This window comes from Stenotrophomonas sp. PI_27, assembly GCF_027854495.1.
Taxonomy (GTDB): domain Bacteria; phylum Pseudomonadota; class Gammaproteobacteria; order Xanthomonadales; family Xanthomonadaceae; genus Stenotrophomonas; species Stenotrophomonas pavanii.
The window spans coordinates 32920-49192 of record NZ_JAJNOF010000014.1 but is presented as its reverse complement, the minus strand read 5'-3'; the positions used below and the strand labels follow the sequence as shown (position 1 = coordinate 49192).

Below are 16273 nucleotides of genomic sequence, written 5' to 3'. Positions count from 1 at the left end.
TCCCTCTCTGCACGCGTTGTAGGTCCGCACCGTCGTTGCCGGCGGGCGGGCGCGGCCCCTCCCTCAAGGTGCCCTGGCCCCATGGTAGACGCGGGGCTGTCAGCTGCGTCCAGTTGCATACGTATTCATGGCATCGCGCGGTGGCGCGCCCGCCGCGCTGGCTTATGGTCCGGGTCTGCCAACGGCGCCTTGGGAGGGGAACTGCCGATGTCATCCACTGCTGTACGCGCGGTGTTCGCGCACATGCTCGGCCTGGCCCTGATCGGGTGGGCCACGCTGGCACAGGCCACGCCGCAGGTGGCCAGCGTCGAATCGCCGGGAAAGGTATTGAAGGTCAGTCTGCTGCTGGATGGCGGCACCGCCCGCTACCGTGTCGAGCGCCTGGGCGACACCGTGGTGGAGGATTCGAAGCTCGGCTTTGCCTTGCGCGACGGCCGCCTGGACCGCGATTTCGCCCTGCTGGGCCAGCAGCGGCGCAGCGTCGATGACACCTGGGAACAGCCATGGGGCGAACGCCGGCTCACCCGCAACCACTTCAACGAGCTGACCGTACAGCTCGCCGAAACCACCGGCGGCAAGCGACGGCTGGATGTGGTGTTCCGCGTCTACGATGATGGCCTTGGCTTCCGCTATGTGTTCCCTGAACAACCGAACCTGCGCGAGGCCATCATCGATGACGAACTGACCGAGTTCGCCATCGCGCCCGAATCAACCGCCTGGTGGATTCCCGCCGGCGAGCCGATCCACTACGAATACCTGTACCAGCGCACGCCGCTGCGCGAAGTGCCGCTGGTGCATACGCCGATGACCCTGCGCAGCCGCGACGGCCTGCACGTGGCGATCCACGAAGCGGCGCTGGTGGACTATGCCGGCATGTGGCTGCGCCGGACCGAGGGACAACGCCTGCGCGCGCAGCTTTCGCCCTCGGCCGAAGGCTGGAAGGTACGCCGCACCCTGCCCTTCGCCACGCCCTGGCGCACGCTGCAGATCGCCGACCGCGCCGGCGGCCTGGTCGAATCGGACCTGATCCTCAATCTCAACGAACCCAATGCGCTGGGTGATGTGAGCTGGGTGAAGCCGGCCAAGTACCTGGGCGTGTGGTGGTCGATGCACCTGGACAACGAGAGCTGGGCGACCGGGCCGAAGCACGCGGCCACCACCGCCAAGACGAAGAAGGTGATCGACTTCGCGGCCGCGCACGGCTTCCGCGGCGTGCTGGTGGAAGGCTGGAACCCGGGCTGGGATGGCATGTGGGTGGGCAATGGCTACGACTTCGATTTCACCCGCGCCACGCCTGATTTCGACATTGAAGCGCTGTCGGCGTATGGCCTGAAGAAGGGCGTGCACCTGATCGGCCATCATGAAACCGGCTGCGCCATCGAGCACTACGAAGACCAGCTGGGTGCCGCGCTGGACCTGTATGCACGGCTGGGCGTGGACCAGTTCAAGACCGGCTATGTGTGCGACGACGGCCAGGTCGATCGTCGCAATCCGGCAGGGGGACCGCTGTGGCGCGAGTGGCACGACGGGCAGTTCATGGCACGCCACCATCTGAAGGTGGTGCAGGAGGCCGCGCGCCGGCACCTGTCGGTGAACCCGCATGAACCGATCAAGGACACCGGCCTGCGCCGCACCTACCCGAACTGGATCTCGCGCGAAGGCGCGCGCGGCATGGAGTACAACGCCTGGGGCCAGCCACCGAACCCGCCCGAGCACGAGGTCAACCTGGTGTTCACCCGCATGCTGGCCGGGCCGATGGACTACACCCCCGGCATCCTCAGCCTGAAGGGCCGCCACGGCCAGGCCATCCCCAGCACGCTGGCGCGGCAGCTGGCGCTGTACGTGGTGCTGTACAGCCCGATCCAGATGGCCGCCGACCTGCCCGAACACTACCTGCAGCACCGCGAGGCGTTCCGTTTCATCGAGGACGTGGCGGTGGACTGGGAGCAGAGCCGCGTGCTCGATGGCGAAGTGGGCGACTACGTGACGATCGTGCGCCGCGACCGCAACAGCCGCGACTGGTTCCTCGGCAGCATCACGGATGAACACGGCCGCGTGCTGCCGGTCTCGCTGGGCTTCCTGGAGCCGGGCGTGCGCTATCGCGCCGAGATCTACCGCGATGGCGAGGGCGCGGATTTCCGCAGCAATCCATTCGCATTCACCCGCGAAACCCGCGAGGTGACCAGCGCCGACCTGCTGACGGTGGTACTGGCACCGGGTGGCGGGCAGGCCATTCGCTTCACACCGCTTTGAACGCCCGGGTAGTGCCGGCCGCCGGCTGACAACCCGGTGAGTGCGATTGCCGGCCGGCGGCCGGCACTACCGCAAGCAGCACCTGAAAGCGATTACATCCCTGCAGACGCCATTGAATACGTATGCAGGGTGATTCCCGCGAAGAATGCGCTGCCTACCATAGCGGCGACGACAGCGGCCACCGCGTCGCACGTTCACGGCCCCGCCGGAACGCTCACAAATCGATCTGCAACATTGCCTGGGAGGGGAAAATGTTGAACCACAAGCGCAGCGCGCTGAGCATCGCGCTGGCCGTTGTCCTGGCGCCGACACTGGCGTCGGCACAGTCCACGCAGAACACCACCACGCCGGCCGGCACCGCCGCCACCAACCTCGATACGGTGCAGGTCACCGGCATCCGCCGCGGCATCGAGAGCGCGATCGCGGTCAAGCAGGACGCCACCTCGGTGGTCGAGGCGATCTCCGCCGAAGACATCGGCAAGCTGCCCGACGTCAGCATCGCCGAGTCCATCTCGCGCCTGCCCGGCCTGGCCGCACAGCGCGTCGCCGGACGTGCGCAGGTGATCAGCGTGCGCGGCCTGTCGCCGGACTTCGCCACCACCCTGCTCAATGGCCGCGAAGTGGTCAGCACCGGCGACAACCGCGGCGTCGAGTTCGACCAGTACCCGTCCGAACTGGTCAACGGCGTGACCGTGTACAAGACCCCGGATGCCGCGCTGGTCGGCCAAGGCCTGTCGGGCACCATCGACATGCAGACGGCGCGCCCGCTCAGCTTCGGCGAGCGCGTGATCGCGGTCAGTGGCCGCTACCAGAAGAGCTCGCTGGGCCGCGCCGCCAACACCGATCCGTACGGCAACCGCTTCAGCGCCAGCTACATCGACCAGTTCCTGGACAAGACGCTGGGCATCGCCATCGGTTACGCGCACAGCGACATGCCGATCCAGGAGAACCAGGTCGGCCTGTACGAGCCGTGGACCACCGAGCACACCGACAAGGGCGACCGTCCGGGCGTGGGTGCCGGCACCTACTTCTCCGACGGCATCAAGGCGCTGCGCCGCACCGGCAACAACAAGCGTGACGGCGTGATGGCCACCATCCAGTTCCGCCCGAACAACAGCTGGACCAGCACCTTCGATGCGTTCCACACCGAAGCCGAGCAGATCGACACCGCCAACCAGTTCGAGCTCAACCTGAGCAACTACAACGGTGGCTATACGCCGGGCCTGCTGATCAGCAACCCGCAGATCAACGCCAACGGCTCGTTCACCGGCGGCACCGCCAGCGGCGTGTATCCGCTGGTGCGTGGCATGTACAACAAGCGCAAGGACAAGATCGATGCGTTCGGCTGGAACAACGAGTTCAACTTCGGTGGCGTCAAGCTGGTCGCCGACCTGAACTACTCCAAGGCCACGCGCGATGAGCTGAACCTGGAGAACAACCTGCAGCTGACCCCGATGCCGCAGCTGGACACGATCGGCGTGACGATCCGCCAGGACGGCTTCTCGCAGATCCGCCCGGGCCTGAACTACTCCAATCCCGATGCGTTGTTCCTGACCAACACCATCTACGGTTCCGGCTATGGCAAGGTGCCGCAGGTGGAAGACCGCCTGAAGGGCGGCAAGCTGGCCGCCACCATCGCCCTGCCCGATGCCATCGCCTCCTGGGCGCCGGACATCGACATCGGCGTGAACTACGCCGACCGCCGCAAGGTGAAGACCCAGTCCGAAGGCAACATCCTGCTCGGTGCGCAGGGCGATGCCAACATCGCCTCGGACCTGCAGTACCGCCCGGTCAACCTCGGCTTCGCCGGCCTCGGCACCATCCCGGCCTGGAACGTGCCGGCCGCGGTCGGCCGCTACATGACCTTCAACCCGGTCGACAACCTGGACTACCTGATTCCCAAGTCGTGGACGGTGCAGGAGAAGATCACCACCGCCTGGGCGCGCCTGAACATCAACACCGACATCGGCGAAGTCGGCGTGCGCGGCAACATCGGCGTGCAGATGCAGCACACCGACCAGAGCTCGGATTCGCGCTACTGGGACAGCTCGCAGTCGGCCGGCAACAACGTACAGCCGTACTCGAACGGCCGCACCTACAATGACTGGCTGCCGAGCCTGAACCTGGCCTTCATGTTCCCGCACCAGCAGACCCTGCGTTTCGCCGCCGCCAAGCAGGTTGCGCGGCCGCGCGTGGACCAGATGCGTGCCGGCCTGGAGTTCGGCGTGGATACCGCCACCGGCCGCCCCGGCGGCAGTGGCGGCAACCCGTTGCTGGATCCGTGGCGCGCCACCGCACTGGACCTGTCCTACGAGAAGTACTTCGGCGAGAAGGCCTACGTCGCCGCCGCGATCTTCTACAAGGACCTGAAGAGCTACGTCTACACGCAGTCGGTCGACAACTACGACTTCACCGCCCTGCTGGGCAGCTACGTACCGCCGCCGGGCATGACCGTGCCGGTGCTGACCACCGGCACCTTCTCCGCGCCGCAGAACGGCAAGGGCGGCACGCTGAAGGGCCTGGAGCTGACCGCATCGTTCCCGCTGGACATGCTGACCGACAACCTGCGTGGCTTCGGCCTGCAGGCCAGCGCGACCTTCAACAAGAGCGACATCACCATCCTGGACCCGGAAAGCGCGTCCAGCGTCGGCAGCGATCCGATCAGCCTGCCGGGGCTGTCCAAGCGCGTGTACAACTTCACCGCCTACTACGAGCGCAGTGGCTTTGAAGCACGCGTCAGCCAGCGCCGCCGTTCGGACTTCATTGGCGAGATCGGCAACTTCAACGGCAACCGCAGCCTGCGCTACGTGGTCGGCGAGAACGTGACCGACGCGCAGATCAGCTACACCTTCAGCGACAGCAGCACCCTGCGCGGTCTCACCCTGCTGCTGCAGGGCAGCAACCTGACCAACGAGCCGTACCGCACCTACGCCGGCAGCAAGGACCGCCCGCTGGAGTACATCGAGTGGGGCCGCACCTACATGCTGGGCGTGAACTACAAGTTCTGAGGTAGCGCCGGGCCCTGCCCGGCACCCCGGACCCGGTAGTGCCGGCCGCTGGCCGGCAACATGGACACGGTAGCGCCGGCCGCTGGCCGGCAACACGGACACGGTAGCGCCGGCCGCTGGCCGGCACCCCGGGCACGGTAGCGCCGGCCGCTGGCCGGCAACACAAAGGGAGCAGGACCGGAAACCCGCTGCGCAGGCAGCGGGTTTTCTTTTGCGTGGATGCCTTTCGCCGGAACCCCACCCACAAAAAAGGGACGGGGCACTTCGGCCCCGTCCCCGCAAGTACCGCCACCGGAGAAAACGGTCAGCTGCGTCGGGCGCAATACACCGCGCGTGGCGGCAGCTGGAGTTCATTGCCCTGCACCGTGCCCGCATCCGGGCCCGGCACCGCCACCTGCTGCCAGTCGCCTGGCGGCAGCGGATGGCTCACCGCCTCGGCCGACAGGTTGAAGGCCAGCAGGAGGGTTTCATCTGCAAGCATACGCTCGAACAGCAGCACAGGCTCGGCGCTTTCAAGAAATCTGATGCTGCCGTGCAGGAGGGCCGGCTGGGTATGCCGCCAGGCCAGAAACGCGCGGAACGCCGCCAGCACCGAATGCGGGTCGCGCTCCTGCACGGCCACCGCCACGGCCCGGTGTTCGGCCGGGATCGGCAGCCAGGGCTGGCCGGTGGTGAAGCCGGCCAGCGGTGCATCGGTCCACGGCAGCGGGGTACGGCAGCCGTCACGGCCCTTGAAATTCGGCCAGAAGGTGATGCCATAGGGATCCTGCAGGGCCTCGAACGGCACCTCGGCCTCGGCCAGGCCCAGCTCCTCGCCCTGGTACAGGCAGACCGAACCGCGCAGCGAGCACAGCATCGCCACCAGCATCCGCGCCAGGCGCGGGTCGGCAGGGTGGCCGCCCCAGCGGCTGACCGCGCGCTCCACATCGTGGTTGGACACCGCCCAGCACGGCCAGCCTTCGGTCATTGCCGCTTCCAGGCGCGAGACCGTATCGCGGATGTAAGCGGCGCTGTAGTCGTCCACCAGCAGCTCGAAGCTGTAGCCCATGTGCAGGCGGCCATCGCGGGTGTACTCGGCCGTGGTCGCCAGTGAATCCTCCGAGGAGATCTCGCCCAGACTGACCGCCCCCGGATACTGGTCGAGCAGCGCGCGCAGGCGCTCCAGGAACGGCAGGTTCTCCGGCTGGGTGTTGTTGTAGTAGTGGTACTGGTAGGCGTACGGGTTGTCCGGGCTGAAGCCGCGGCCCACCCGCTTGTCGGCAGGCTTGGCCGGGTTGTCGCGCAACTGCGCGTCATGGAAGCAGAAGTTGATCGCATCCAGGCGGAAGCCATCCACACCGCGGTCGAGCCAGAAGCGCACGTTGTCCAGGGTGGCCTGCTGCACGTCCGGGTGATGGAAGTTCAGGTCCGGCTGGTCGACCAGGAAGTTGTGCAGGTAGTACTGCTCGCGGCGCGGCTCCCACTGCCAGGCGCAGCCGCCGAACAGCGACAGCCAGTTGTTGGGGGGCGTGCCGTCCTCGCGCGGGTCGGCCCAGACGTACCAGTCGGCCTTCGGGTTGCTGCGGTCCTGGCGGCTCTCGCGGAACCAGGCATGCTCGATCGAGGTGTGGCTCAGCACCTGGTCGATCATCACCTTCAGGCCCAGGCCGTGGGCCTTGGCCAACAGGCGGTCGAAGTCGTCCAGGCTGCCGAACAGCGGATCAACGTCGCGGTAATCGGCGATGTCGTAGCCGAAGTCGGCCATCGGCGACCTGAAGAACGGCGAGATCCAGATCGCATCCACGCCCAGCGCGGCAATGTGGTCCAGGCGCTGGATGATGCCGGGCAGATCGCCCACGCCATCGCCGTTGGCATCGAGGTAACTGCGCGGGTAGATCTGGTAGATGACGGCTCCGCGCCACCATGGATAGTGCAACATCGACAGCCCCCCTCCGGGCATGCGGGACCCGCCGGCAGCGGGCCGAAATCCTGATCCGGCAAGCTTAGCGGCGGGCTCCCAGGCATGGCGCAACCTGCATACGTATTCACGCGGAGGGCCGCGCAGGCCGGGCTGGAATTGCCGCGCGGGCCGGTTTGCGCCCGAATTCACGGCCAGCGCCTATAATCAGTGGTGAGCCTGAAAGCCTGATCGCATGACCATCACCGAAGACACCCGTCCCGCCCTGGGCCTGCCCCAGATCCAGTCGCTTGCCGCGGCCGACATGGCCGCCGTCGACGCCCTGATCCGGCGCCGGCTGTCTTCGGACGTCGTGCTGATCAACCAGATCGCCGACCACATCATTTCCGCCGGCGGCAAACGCCTGCGCCCGATGCTGGTGATGCTGGCCGGCCATGCGGTCGGCCAGGCCGGGCCGGAGCACCACCAGCTGGCGGCGATCATCGAATTCATCCATACCTCGACCCTGCTGCACGACGACGTGGTGGACGAATCCAGCCTGCGCCGCGGCCGCAGCACCGCCAACGCGCTGTGGGGCAACGCGCCCAGCGTGCTGGTCGGCGACTTCCTGTACTCGCGCAGCTTCCAGTTGATGGTCGAGCTGGAGCGCATGCCGGTGATGCAGATCCTGGCCGACGCCACCAACCGCATCGCCGAGGGTGAAGTGCTGCAGCTGCTGCACGTGCACAACCCGGATACCGACGAAGCCGCCTACCTGCGCGTGATCGAGCGCAAGACCGCGGTGCTGTTCGCCGCCGGCACCCGCCTGGGCGCGCTGGCCAGCGGCGTGGATGAGGCGACCCAGCAGGCCCTGTTCGACTACGGCATGCACCTGGGCTATGCGTTCCAGATTGCCGACGACGTGCTGGACTACTCGGCCAACGCCGAGGAGCTGGGCAAGAACCTGGGCGACGACTTGGCCGAGGGCAAGGCCACGCTGCCGCTGATCCACGCGATGGCCCACTCCGACGCCGCTACCCGCGAACGCCTGCGCACCATCGTGCAGGACGGCGACGCCTCGGCGATGCCGGAAGTGCTGGCCGCGATCCGTGCTACCGGCGGCCTGGAGTACAGCCGCGCGCGTGCCGAGGAATATGCCGAAGCCGCCGAGCGCGCGCTCGATGGCCTGGGCGACAACGATGCCGTGGCGGCCCTGCGCGGCCTGGCACGTTACGCGGTGCAGCGCTCGCATTGATGGCGGCGTGCCGACCGTTGGTCGGCACGGAAACATCGGTGGGTGCCAACCCCTCGCATCGACCGCATTGTAGTGCCGGCCGCTGGCCGGCAACCTCCTGAGGCTGCCGATGCCACGGGAATGCCGGCCAGCGGCCGGCACTACCGCTGCACCGATCAGCGTTTCTCGAAACGTTCCTCGAAGAATTCATCCAGCGCCTTCCACGCGCGCTTCGCCGCCCGCTCGTTGTACTGGCACCCCGGCGGGCTGTTGGCATCGCGCTCGGCGAAGCAGTGCACCGCACCGCTGTAGTTGGTGAACTCCCAATCGACCTTGGCCGCATCCATTTCCTTCTGGAAACCAGCGATGTCCTCGGCGGTCACGCTCCTGTCGTCGGCGCCGTTGAGCACCAGCACCGACGGATGGCTACCACCGGCCTGCGCCGGCAGCGGCGAACCCAGCCCGCCGTGCAGGCTGACCACACCGGCCAATGGCGCACCGGCGCGAGCCAGTTCAAGCACGGTGGTACCGCCGAAACAGAAGCCCACCGCACCGATCCGGCTGGCATCCAGTGGCACCTTGCCGGCCTGGGCCTTGAGCACGTTCACCGCTTCCAGCGCACGTGCGCGCAGCAGCGGCCGGTCGTTGCGCAGCTTGGTCGCCACCGGCCCGGCCTCGGCATCGGTCTTCGGCCGCACGCCCTTGCCGTAGACATCGGCCACCAGCACCACGTAGTCGCCGCCGGCCAGCTGCTTGGCCTTCTCGACCGCCGATTCGTTCACGCCCTTCCAGTTCGGCACCATCACCAGCCCCGGACGCTTCCCGTGCCCGCCATCGTCATAGACCAGCACGCCACTGAAGGTCGTGCCCTGGTGTTTCCATTCCACCGGCTGGGTCTTCATTGCCGCCCACGCCGGCATCGCCGCCAGCCCCAGGACCACCGCCACACCGCATCGCCAACGATTCATGCGCCTGCTCCGCAAGAAAAAGGGGACGGAGGGGATTAAGCCGCATTTGCCCCTCCCGCGTCGCATTCTGCATTGGCGACGTGACGCAGGTGTGGTTGGATACGACTTAATCCCCTCCGTCCCCTTTTTTCCGCATGAACGTTGTTGACCGCTTTCTGTCTGGCCTGATCCCACGCCTGTCTGCCGACGATGCCCCGCAGTGGGCCCATGTGCAGGGCGCCAGCGCCGAAGACCTGCAGCGCCTGCGTGTGCAGTGGCCGCAGGTGCCGGACAGCCTGGTGGAACTGCTGTCGCGCGTGGATGGCACCCACTTCCGCGAGTACCCCGGCGGCGAGGTCTGCGTGCTGATGCTCGGCTCTGACGTTGAGGACGGCGGCTATCCGTACTACCTGCGCTCGGTCGCACAGATCTTCGAGGACCAGCGGCAGTGGGACGACAGCATCCGTTCCATCTATGAAGAATGGCTGGATGACGAGCCGGAGATCCTCGGCAAGGGCATCGACGCCGATCTGCCGATGAGCCGCCGGCTGTGCTTCTCGCACTGCATGAACAATGGCGGCACCTCGATGCTGTACCTGGATTTCGATCCCGCACCGGGCGGTACGGTCGGCCAGGTGGTGCGCTACCTGCACGATCCGGACAGCTACGCGGTGATCGCGCCCAGCTTCGACGCCTACCTGCAGCAGCTGATTGACGGCGATTACGCGTTCATCGACGAAGACGAATGAAGGCAGCCGAGCGTGGGCTCGGCGCTACAGTGGAGCCACGCCATGCGCGGATGAATTTCTCCGCGGGTTGCCGGCCAGCGGCCGGCACTACCCGCGTTCGATCCAGTGCAACGTGCCCGGCTCGAATGCCAGCAGATCCGACGCCGCCAGGTGCGCGCGCGGCCAGTGGCGTTCCGGCGGCTTCGGCTGCCGGGCCCCCACAGAACCGTCGTAGTCGCGTACCAGCAGGCCAATGCGCGCGGCCCCAGCCTGCAACAGCGCGTCGACACGCTGCAGCCACTGGCCGGCGTCGACCAGGGCGTCATCGCGACGTTCCTGCTGATCCCGTTCCTGTCGTGCCCGCTGCTCGGCCAGCGCACGGGCGATCTTCGCCGCGCTCCAGCCCTTCTTCCGCCAGCGTTCGGCATCGCCGTTCCACTCCCGCTCGCCATGCGACGAGGCCAGCGCCGTACCGCAATCGCAGTGGCCCGCGCTCAGCCAGGGCTGCCAGCCGGGACCGGTGGCCGCCAGCAGGCTGGGCGAATCCTGCGCGAACAGGCGCCGTCCGCTGCGCTCCATGATCGCGGCGGCTTCAACGTGCGAGAACAATGCGGGCAGGAACAGGGTGATGAAGGTACACATGCGGGCTTCTCGATCCGTCCTGGAAGGGCCCATGGTAGATCCACGCCGTGCGTGGATGGGGGGGCAGAGCCCTTTCCTGCGGAAAGGGATCCGCCCCCGATCCGGCGGATCAGGCGATGCCCAACCCCGGGATCGCACTGATGCTGTCCGGATCGAATCCAGCCAGCGCGGCGAAATGACGTCCGCGCGCCACGTAGTCGCGGTAGGCCCCGAAGCTCGGCGCGCCCGGCGACAGCAGCACGACCCCACCCTGCTCGCCCAGCGCGGCACGCGCCAGCGCCATCGCCTCGGCAAGATCGCCCGCAGCGTGCAGGCCGAAGCGACCGGCATCGGCCAGCGGCTGCAGCATCGCGTGGATGCGCGGGCCGTTGCTGCCCATGGTCACGATCTCCACCGGCGGCACATCGTGCGCCATGTGCTGCATGAAATCGGTCCAGTCCAGGCCACGGTCATGCCCGCCCACCAGCAGCGCGATGCGCTGGCCGGCGAAGCACTCCAGCGCAGCCAGGCTGGCATGCGGCGTGGTGCTGATCGAATCGTTGACGTAGGTCAGGCCCTTCGCCACGCCGATGCGCTGCAGGCGGTTCGGCAGCGGGCGGAAATCCTGCACCGCCGGTGCCAGCGCCACCGCGTCCAGGCCCAGTGCCTCCAGCGCGGCCAGCACCGCGCACAGGTTGCCGCGGTTGTGGCGGCCCGGCAGCGGCGTATTGCGGGTATCGAACACGGCCTGTTCGCCGCGATGCACGACGTCACCGCGCATGTGCCAGCCCTGCGGCTGGTTGAACCAGACCATCTCACTCTCGGGCAGCGACAGCGCAGCCAGGTGCGGATCGGCGGCGTTGAGCACCGCGATGCGCGGCGCGGCTTCGGTCACCAGCCGCAGCTTGTCCTCGATGTAACGCTGTTCGCTGCCGTGCCAGTCCAGGTGTTCCGGGAACAGGTTCAGCACCACCGCCACCTGCGGATGGGCGCCACTGCGTGCCACCTCACCGGTCTGGTAGCTGGACAACTCCACCGCCCAGTACTCGGGCGCAGGCTGTGGATCCAGTACTTCCAGCAGCGGCAGGCCGATGTTGCCGACCAGGCCGGTGCGGTGGCCGGCCGCGCGCAGCAGGTGCGCGACCAGCGCGGTGGTGGTGCTCTTGCCCTTGGTACCGGTCACGCACACGGTGTCGCGCACGATGCCATCAGCACCTGCATGCTCGGCAAACCACAGCGCGGTGCCACCGATGAAGGTGGTGCCCTGCGCCACTGCTTGCAGCGCGATCGGCTGATAAGGACTGATGCCGGGCGATTTGATCACCACGTCGAACGCCGCCAGCGCCTCGGCCGACGGCTCACCGCGAACGTCCAGCGCACCCTGCGTTTCCGCACGCGCCGCTTCGACCTCGGACGCCGGGCAGAACAGGCTCAATGCCAGCGTGGGCAGGCGCGCACGCAGCACCGCAAACGCGGCGCGGCCCTCACGGCCCCATCCCCACAGCGCAACGCGCTTTCCCTCAAGCTTCGAAATCTTCACGCACCCGTTCCCACAGCGCGGCCGGAACACGGTGCTCGCCCTGCAGCTGCAGCAGCGGTGCCAGTTCCAGTTCGGCGGCGTCCAGCTGCGGCTGGATCTCATTGCAGAAGCGCTTCACCAGCACGTCTTCCTTCCACTCCGGGCGCTGCGCCAGCGTCGCCATCGCCGCACGCGATTCGCGGCCTTCGCCCACGCACTCGAACGGCTTGTGGTCCTGGAATTCCAGCAGCGCATCGAAGCCACCGGCCTGCTCGGCATCGTCCAGCAGGTTGCGGCCAAAGATGCGCACCAGGCGCGTCTTGGGCATGAACGGGGCCAGCGCCAGGAACACGAAATGGCACTTCGGGCAGACGCCGCACCAGCGGTTCACCGGGCGCTCGCCGAGGATGTGGAAGTTGCGGTTGCAGCTGGAGAAATGCGCGTCGTAGAAGTCATTCTTGGCGAACTGGCGGGCCACCGCCAGCTCGGACATCGGGCGCAGCAGCGAGTAGTACTGCAGGTCGGCCGCCACGTACTTCTGCACATGGCTGCCGAACGCCTGCTCGCAGGCCCAGCCCTTGGACCACTGGTGATTCACTTCGCCGGTGCCTGGAATCTGGCTGCCGTAGCTGGCCGAGCGCTCGTTGGAGAACACGACCTGGTCCACGCCGTGCAGCAACGCGGCCAGCACCATGATCGCCGAGTTCACCACCGTCACCGGGATATGGCCGTTCCAGGCGCCCTGGCGGTTCAGCTCGAACAGCTCCGGTGCCAGCGTGCGGCCCAGGTTCAATGTCGGCAGGCCGGTGCGCTCGGCGCACGCACGGATCAGCTGCGAGCCACCGATCCAGGTCACCGTCTCGTCCACGCCGGCACGGCGCAGCGCTTCGATGCTGACCAGCGAATCCTTGCCGCCGCCGATGGCCACCAGCGCGTGCGGCTGCAGGCCCAGCGCCGGCGCCTGCACGGCCTCGCCCTGCACCGGCAACCGGAAGCGGCCGCGCAGGTTCAGGCCGTTGCGGTAGGCGAATTCGCCCAGGCCGTTGAGGTAAATGGTCTCCACCAGCGCCGCGGTATCGGCATCGATGCTGTAGCTGTCGATGCTGACCGTATCCGGTACGCCGGCCTTGTAGTAGCTGACGCCGGCGATCAGGTGCAGCAGCTGCAGCGCGCGCTGCACCGCTGCCGCACGCGCCGGGTCCAGCACGAACGGGGCGCCGGGCACGGTGATGGTCTCCACCATCTCCGGGCCGTCATCGAAGGCGTAGACCAGCCGGGCCACGCCGGTATCCGCAGCGAAGTCGCAGCGGACGAAGCGGAAGCGGGAAACCTGGTGTTTGTCGAAAGCAGTCATGGTGTATCCGGTCAGGCACAGGCCCGCGCATGCGCGCGGGACGTGTCGGTGGGCGGGTGCAGGGTGCGGAAGGCAATCACTCGATCACGTCTTCGCGCGGCATCGCCCGCTGGTTGTAGGTGTTGGCCATCACATAGCCGTAGGCACCGGCATCGGCGATCAGCATCACGTCGTCCGGCGCAGTGGACACCGGCAGCTTGCGGCGCTTGCCGAACACATCGCTGGATTCACAGATCGGCCCAACCACATCGAACGCCGCTTCGGCATACCCCCCCTGCCGGCTGAGGTTCTCGATGTCATGCCAGGCGTCGTAAAGCGCCGGGCGCATCAACGTGTTCATGCCGGCATCCAGGCCCACGCGGCGCACGCCGTCCTTCTCCACCACCTGGGTGGCATGGGTCAGCAGCACGCCCGATTCGGCCACCAGGTAGCGACCCGGCTCGATCGCCAGGCGGAATGCCGGGTGCAGCGCCTTGACCTCGGCCAGGCCCTCGGCCCAGGCGTCCAGGTCGAACGGCTCGTCTTCGTCGCTGTACGGAATCGGCAGGCCGCCACCGATGTCGATGGTCTGCACGCTGCCGATGCGGCGGGCGAAACCGGCCAGCTCATCGCACATCAGGCGCCAGTGCTGCGCGGTTTCCACGCCACTGCCCAGGTGTGCATGCAGGCCGACCACGCGGCTGCCCAGCTCGGTGGCCGCGCGCACGAACTCGTCCACGCGGGCGATCGGCAGGCCGAACTTGGAATCCTTGCCGCCGGTGCGGACCTTGGCATGGTGGCCTTCGCCCCGGCCCAGGTCGACGCGCAGCCACAGTTCGCGGTTGCGGAACAGGTCCGGCCAGCGCTGCAGCGCTTCCACGTTGTCGACGGTCACGGTCACGCCCAGGGCGAACGCCGCCTCGTACTCGCTGCGCGGGCAGAAGCTGGGAGTGAACAGCACGCGCCGCGGCGACAGCTCCGGCAGGTGCTGGAACACATGCTTGAGCTCGCCGTGCGACACGCACTCCAGGCCGAAGCCCTCCGCTTCCAGCAGCTGCAGGATGGCCGGGTGGCTGTTGGCCTTGATCGCGTAGTAGCGCTGGTCGATCGGCTTGATCGCCGCCAGCGTGCGGGCACGGGCGCGCACCGTCGGCAGGTGGTAGACGTAGCGCGGCGTACCGGCATCGGCCAGCTGCAGCAGGTGCGCACGCTGGCCGCGCCACCACGGCGTGCCGCGCGGGCGCACGGTGCCGGCAATCTCGCGCCAGCGTGGGCCGAACACTTCGGTTTCTTCCACCGGCATCGCACCGCTGTCGATCAGCTCGGCATGCAGGATCGGCAGCAGGCCATCGGCATCTGCCTCGTCGATGACGAAGGTCAGGTTCAGGTCGTTGGACGACTGCGAAATCATGTGCACGCGTTCGCGACCGAACGTGGCCCACACGTCCGACAGCTTGTGCAGCAGCGAACGCATGCCACGGCCGACCAGGGTGATCGCCGCGCACGGCACGATCACCTTCACCTTGCAGATCTGCGACAGGTCGGCCGACAAGGCGGCCAGTACATCGGTGTTGACCAGGTTCTCGGACGGGTCCAGCGACACGGTGACGTTGGTTTCGGCCGAACCGATCAGGTCCACCGACAGGCCGTGCTTCTTGAACAGGTTGAACACATCGGCCAGGAAGCCGACCTGCTGCCACATGCCGATGCCTTCCATCGACACCAGCACGATGCCGTTGCGGCGGCTGATCGCCTTTACCCCGGGCACTGGAGCGGCGCTGCCGTCGATGCTGGTGCCCGGCAGTTCCGGGCGCTCGGTATCGAGGATGGCCATCGGCACGCCGGCGTCGCGGCACGGCTTGATCGAGCGCGGATGCAGCACCTTGGCGCCGGTGGTGGCGATTTCCTGCGCCTCGTAATAGTCCAGCCGGGTCAGCAGGCGCGCGTCGGGCACATCCTTGGGGTTGGCACTGAACATGCCCGGCACATCGGTCCAGATCTCCACGCGGCTGGCGCCGAGCAGCGCGCCGAAGTACGCCGCCGAGGTATCCGAGCCACCGCGGCCGAGAATGGCGGTACCGCCGTCGGCATGCCGCGAAATGAAGCCCTGGGTGATCAGCAGGCGGGTCGGCTGCGCGCGGAAGCGCTGCATCCACTCCGCATCGGCACGCCACTGGCAGTTCACCGACAGTCGCTGCGACCACTCGCTCTGGTTCGGCTGCGGCGGCATCGCGTCCAGCCACTGGCGCGCGTCCATCCAGCCCATGTCCAGGCCCGAGGCGTGCAGATAGGCCGCGCCCAGGGTCGACGACAGCAGCTCACCCTGGCCCAGCACTTCGGCCTGCCAGGCGAGCGGACGGGTGGCCGCGCGCGCATCGTCGAGCAGGCCCTGCAGCGCCGCCAAACGCTCGGCCAGCACCTCGCGGCCCAGGCCCAGCTCGGCCAGGAAGCCTTCATGGCGTTCGACCAGCGCTGCCACCCGGTCCCGGCTGTCGGGCGCACCATCGGCAATCGCGGTCAGTTCGTTGGTGACACCGGACAGCGCCGACACCACCACCAGCACGCGCGAGCCGGTCTCTTCCGCGCGTTTTTTCGCCAGCTTCGCGATCGTGTCCCAGCGGTGACGACGCGACACCGAGGTGCCGCCGAACTTCAGTACGATCCAACGATCGACAAGGGGGGAAGCTGACATGGATTGGCTATGTAGAATGTGGGGAAGCCGCCCTTGGGGGCGGAACCTTTGATTCTAAGCGC

10 protein-coding genes are annotated in these 16273 nt (G+C 67.5%); 4 read left to right on the top strand and 6 right to left on the bottom strand.

Annotated features, from left to right (window positions below; all coding sequences use genetic code 11):
- Window positions 1-201: 201 nt before the first annotated feature.
- Both LRM18_RS16570 and LRM18_RS16565 read left to right on the top strand, forming a co-directional pair.
- On the top strand, window positions 202-2253 hold the full coding sequence (locus tag LRM18_RS16570) for a glycoside hydrolase family 97 protein (protein WP_270955101.1): 2052 nt from the start codon (window positions 202-204) through the stop codon (window positions 2251-2253).
- A gap of 251 nt (window positions 2254-2504) precedes the next feature.
- Window positions 2505-5261 (top strand): TonB-dependent receptor, encoded by a 2757-nt coding sequence (locus LRM18_RS16565; protein ID WP_057494194.1) that lies wholly within the window; start codon window positions 2505-2507, stop codon window positions 5259-5261.
- A 304-nt stretch (window positions 5262-5565) separates the two neighbouring features.
- Here the strand turns inward: LRM18_RS16565 and LRM18_RS16560 are convergent, their stop codons facing one another.
- On the bottom strand, window positions 5566-7179 hold the full coding sequence (locus tag LRM18_RS16560) for an alpha-glucosidase family protein (protein ID WP_270955064.1): 1614 nt from the start codon (window positions 7177-7179) through the stop codon (window positions 5566-5568).
- Window positions 7180-7393: 214 nt separating this feature from the next.
- On the opposite strand from LRM18_RS16560, the gene LRM18_RS16555 reads away from it, so the two are divergent.
- Complete coding sequence (locus LRM18_RS16555) at window positions 7394-8392, top strand: polyprenyl synthetase family protein (protein WP_049467389.1); 999 nt, start codon at window positions 7394-7396, stop codon at window positions 8390-8392.
- A 155-nt stretch (window positions 8393-8547) separates the two neighbouring features.
- Here LRM18_RS16555 and LRM18_RS16550 read toward each other — a convergent pair whose 3' ends face one another.
- A complete protein-coding gene (locus tag LRM18_RS16550; protein ID WP_270955063.1) occupies window positions 8548-9339 on the bottom strand; it encodes a dienelactone hydrolase family protein in 792 nt (263 codons plus the stop codon).
- A gap of 134 nt (window positions 9340-9473) precedes the next feature.
- Here LRM18_RS16550 and LRM18_RS16545 point away from each other — a divergent pair, with 134 nt between their 5' ends.
- Window positions 9474-10067, top strand: coding sequence for an SMI1/KNR4 family protein (locus LRM18_RS16545; RefSeq protein WP_064237816.1), 594 nt, complete (start codon window positions 9474-9476; stop codon window positions 10065-10067).
- An 87-nt stretch (window positions 10068-10154) separates the two neighbouring features.
- Here LRM18_RS16545 and LRM18_RS16540 read toward each other — a convergent pair whose 3' ends face one another.
- The 4 genes from LRM18_RS16540 to LRM18_RS16525 all read right to left on the bottom strand — a co-directional run bounded on the left by LRM18_RS16540 (window position 10155) and on the right by LRM18_RS16525 (window position 16211).
- Window positions 10155-10688 (bottom strand): hypothetical protein, encoded by a 534-nt coding sequence (locus tag LRM18_RS16540; RefSeq protein ID WP_270955062.1) that lies wholly within the window; start codon window positions 10686-10688, stop codon window positions 10155-10157.
- Window positions 10689-10797: 109 nt separating this feature from the next.
- Window positions 10798-12207 carry a UDP-N-acetylmuramoyl-L-alanine--D-glutamate ligase gene (gene murD, locus LRM18_RS16535; RefSeq protein ID WP_270955061.1) on the bottom strand — a complete coding sequence of 470 codons (1410 nt, stop codon included), beginning with the start codon at window positions 12205-12207 and terminating at the stop codon, window positions 10798-10800.
- Window positions 12188-13540: a UDP-N-acetyl-alpha-D-muramoyl-L-alanyl-L-glutamate epimerase gene (gene murL, locus LRM18_RS16530; RefSeq protein WP_270955060.1), complete on the bottom strand. Its 1353-nt coding sequence runs from the start codon at window positions 13538-13540 to the stop codon at window positions 12188-12190. The genes murD and murL overlap by 20 nt, the downstream gene beginning before the upstream one ends.
- Window positions 13541-13616: 76 nt before the next feature.
- Window positions 13617-16211: a bifunctional aspartate kinase/diaminopimelate decarboxylase gene (locus LRM18_RS16525; RefSeq protein ID WP_270955059.1), complete on the bottom strand. Its 2595-nt coding sequence runs from the start codon at window positions 16209-16211 to the stop codon at window positions 13617-13619.
- Window positions 16212-16273: the final 62 nt, after the last annotated feature.

Coding starts and splice junctions, on each gene's coding strand:
- LRM18_RS16565 (WP_057494194.1), top strand. CDS start 2,505: ATGTTGAACCACAAGCGCAGCGCGCTGAGCATCGCGCTGGCCGTTGTC.
- LRM18_RS16560 (WP_270955064.1), bottom strand. CDS start 7,179: ATGTTGCACTATCCATGGTGGCGCGGAGCCGTCATCTACCAGATCTAC.
- LRM18_RS16555 (WP_049467389.1), top strand. CDS start 7,394: ATGACCATCACCGAAGACACCCGTCCCGCCCTGGGCCTGCCCCAGATC.
- LRM18_RS16550 (WP_270955063.1), bottom strand. CDS start 9,339: ATGAATCGTTGGCGATGCGGTGTGGCGGTGGTCCTGGGGCTGGCGGCG.
- LRM18_RS16545 (WP_064237816.1), top strand. CDS start 9,474: ATGAACGTTGTTGACCGCTTTCTGTCTGGCCTGATCCCACGCCTGTCT.
- LRM18_RS16540 (WP_270955062.1), bottom strand. CDS start 10,688: ATGTGTACCTTCATCACCCTGTTCCTGCCCGCATTGTTCTCGCACGTT.
- murL (WP_270955060.1), bottom strand. CDS start 13,540: ATGACTGCTTTCGACAAACACCAGGTTTCCCGCTTCCGCTTCGTCCGC.
- LRM18_RS16525 (WP_270955059.1), bottom strand. CDS start 16,211: ATGTCAGCTTCCCCCCTTGTCGATCGTTGGATCGTACTGAAGTTCGGC.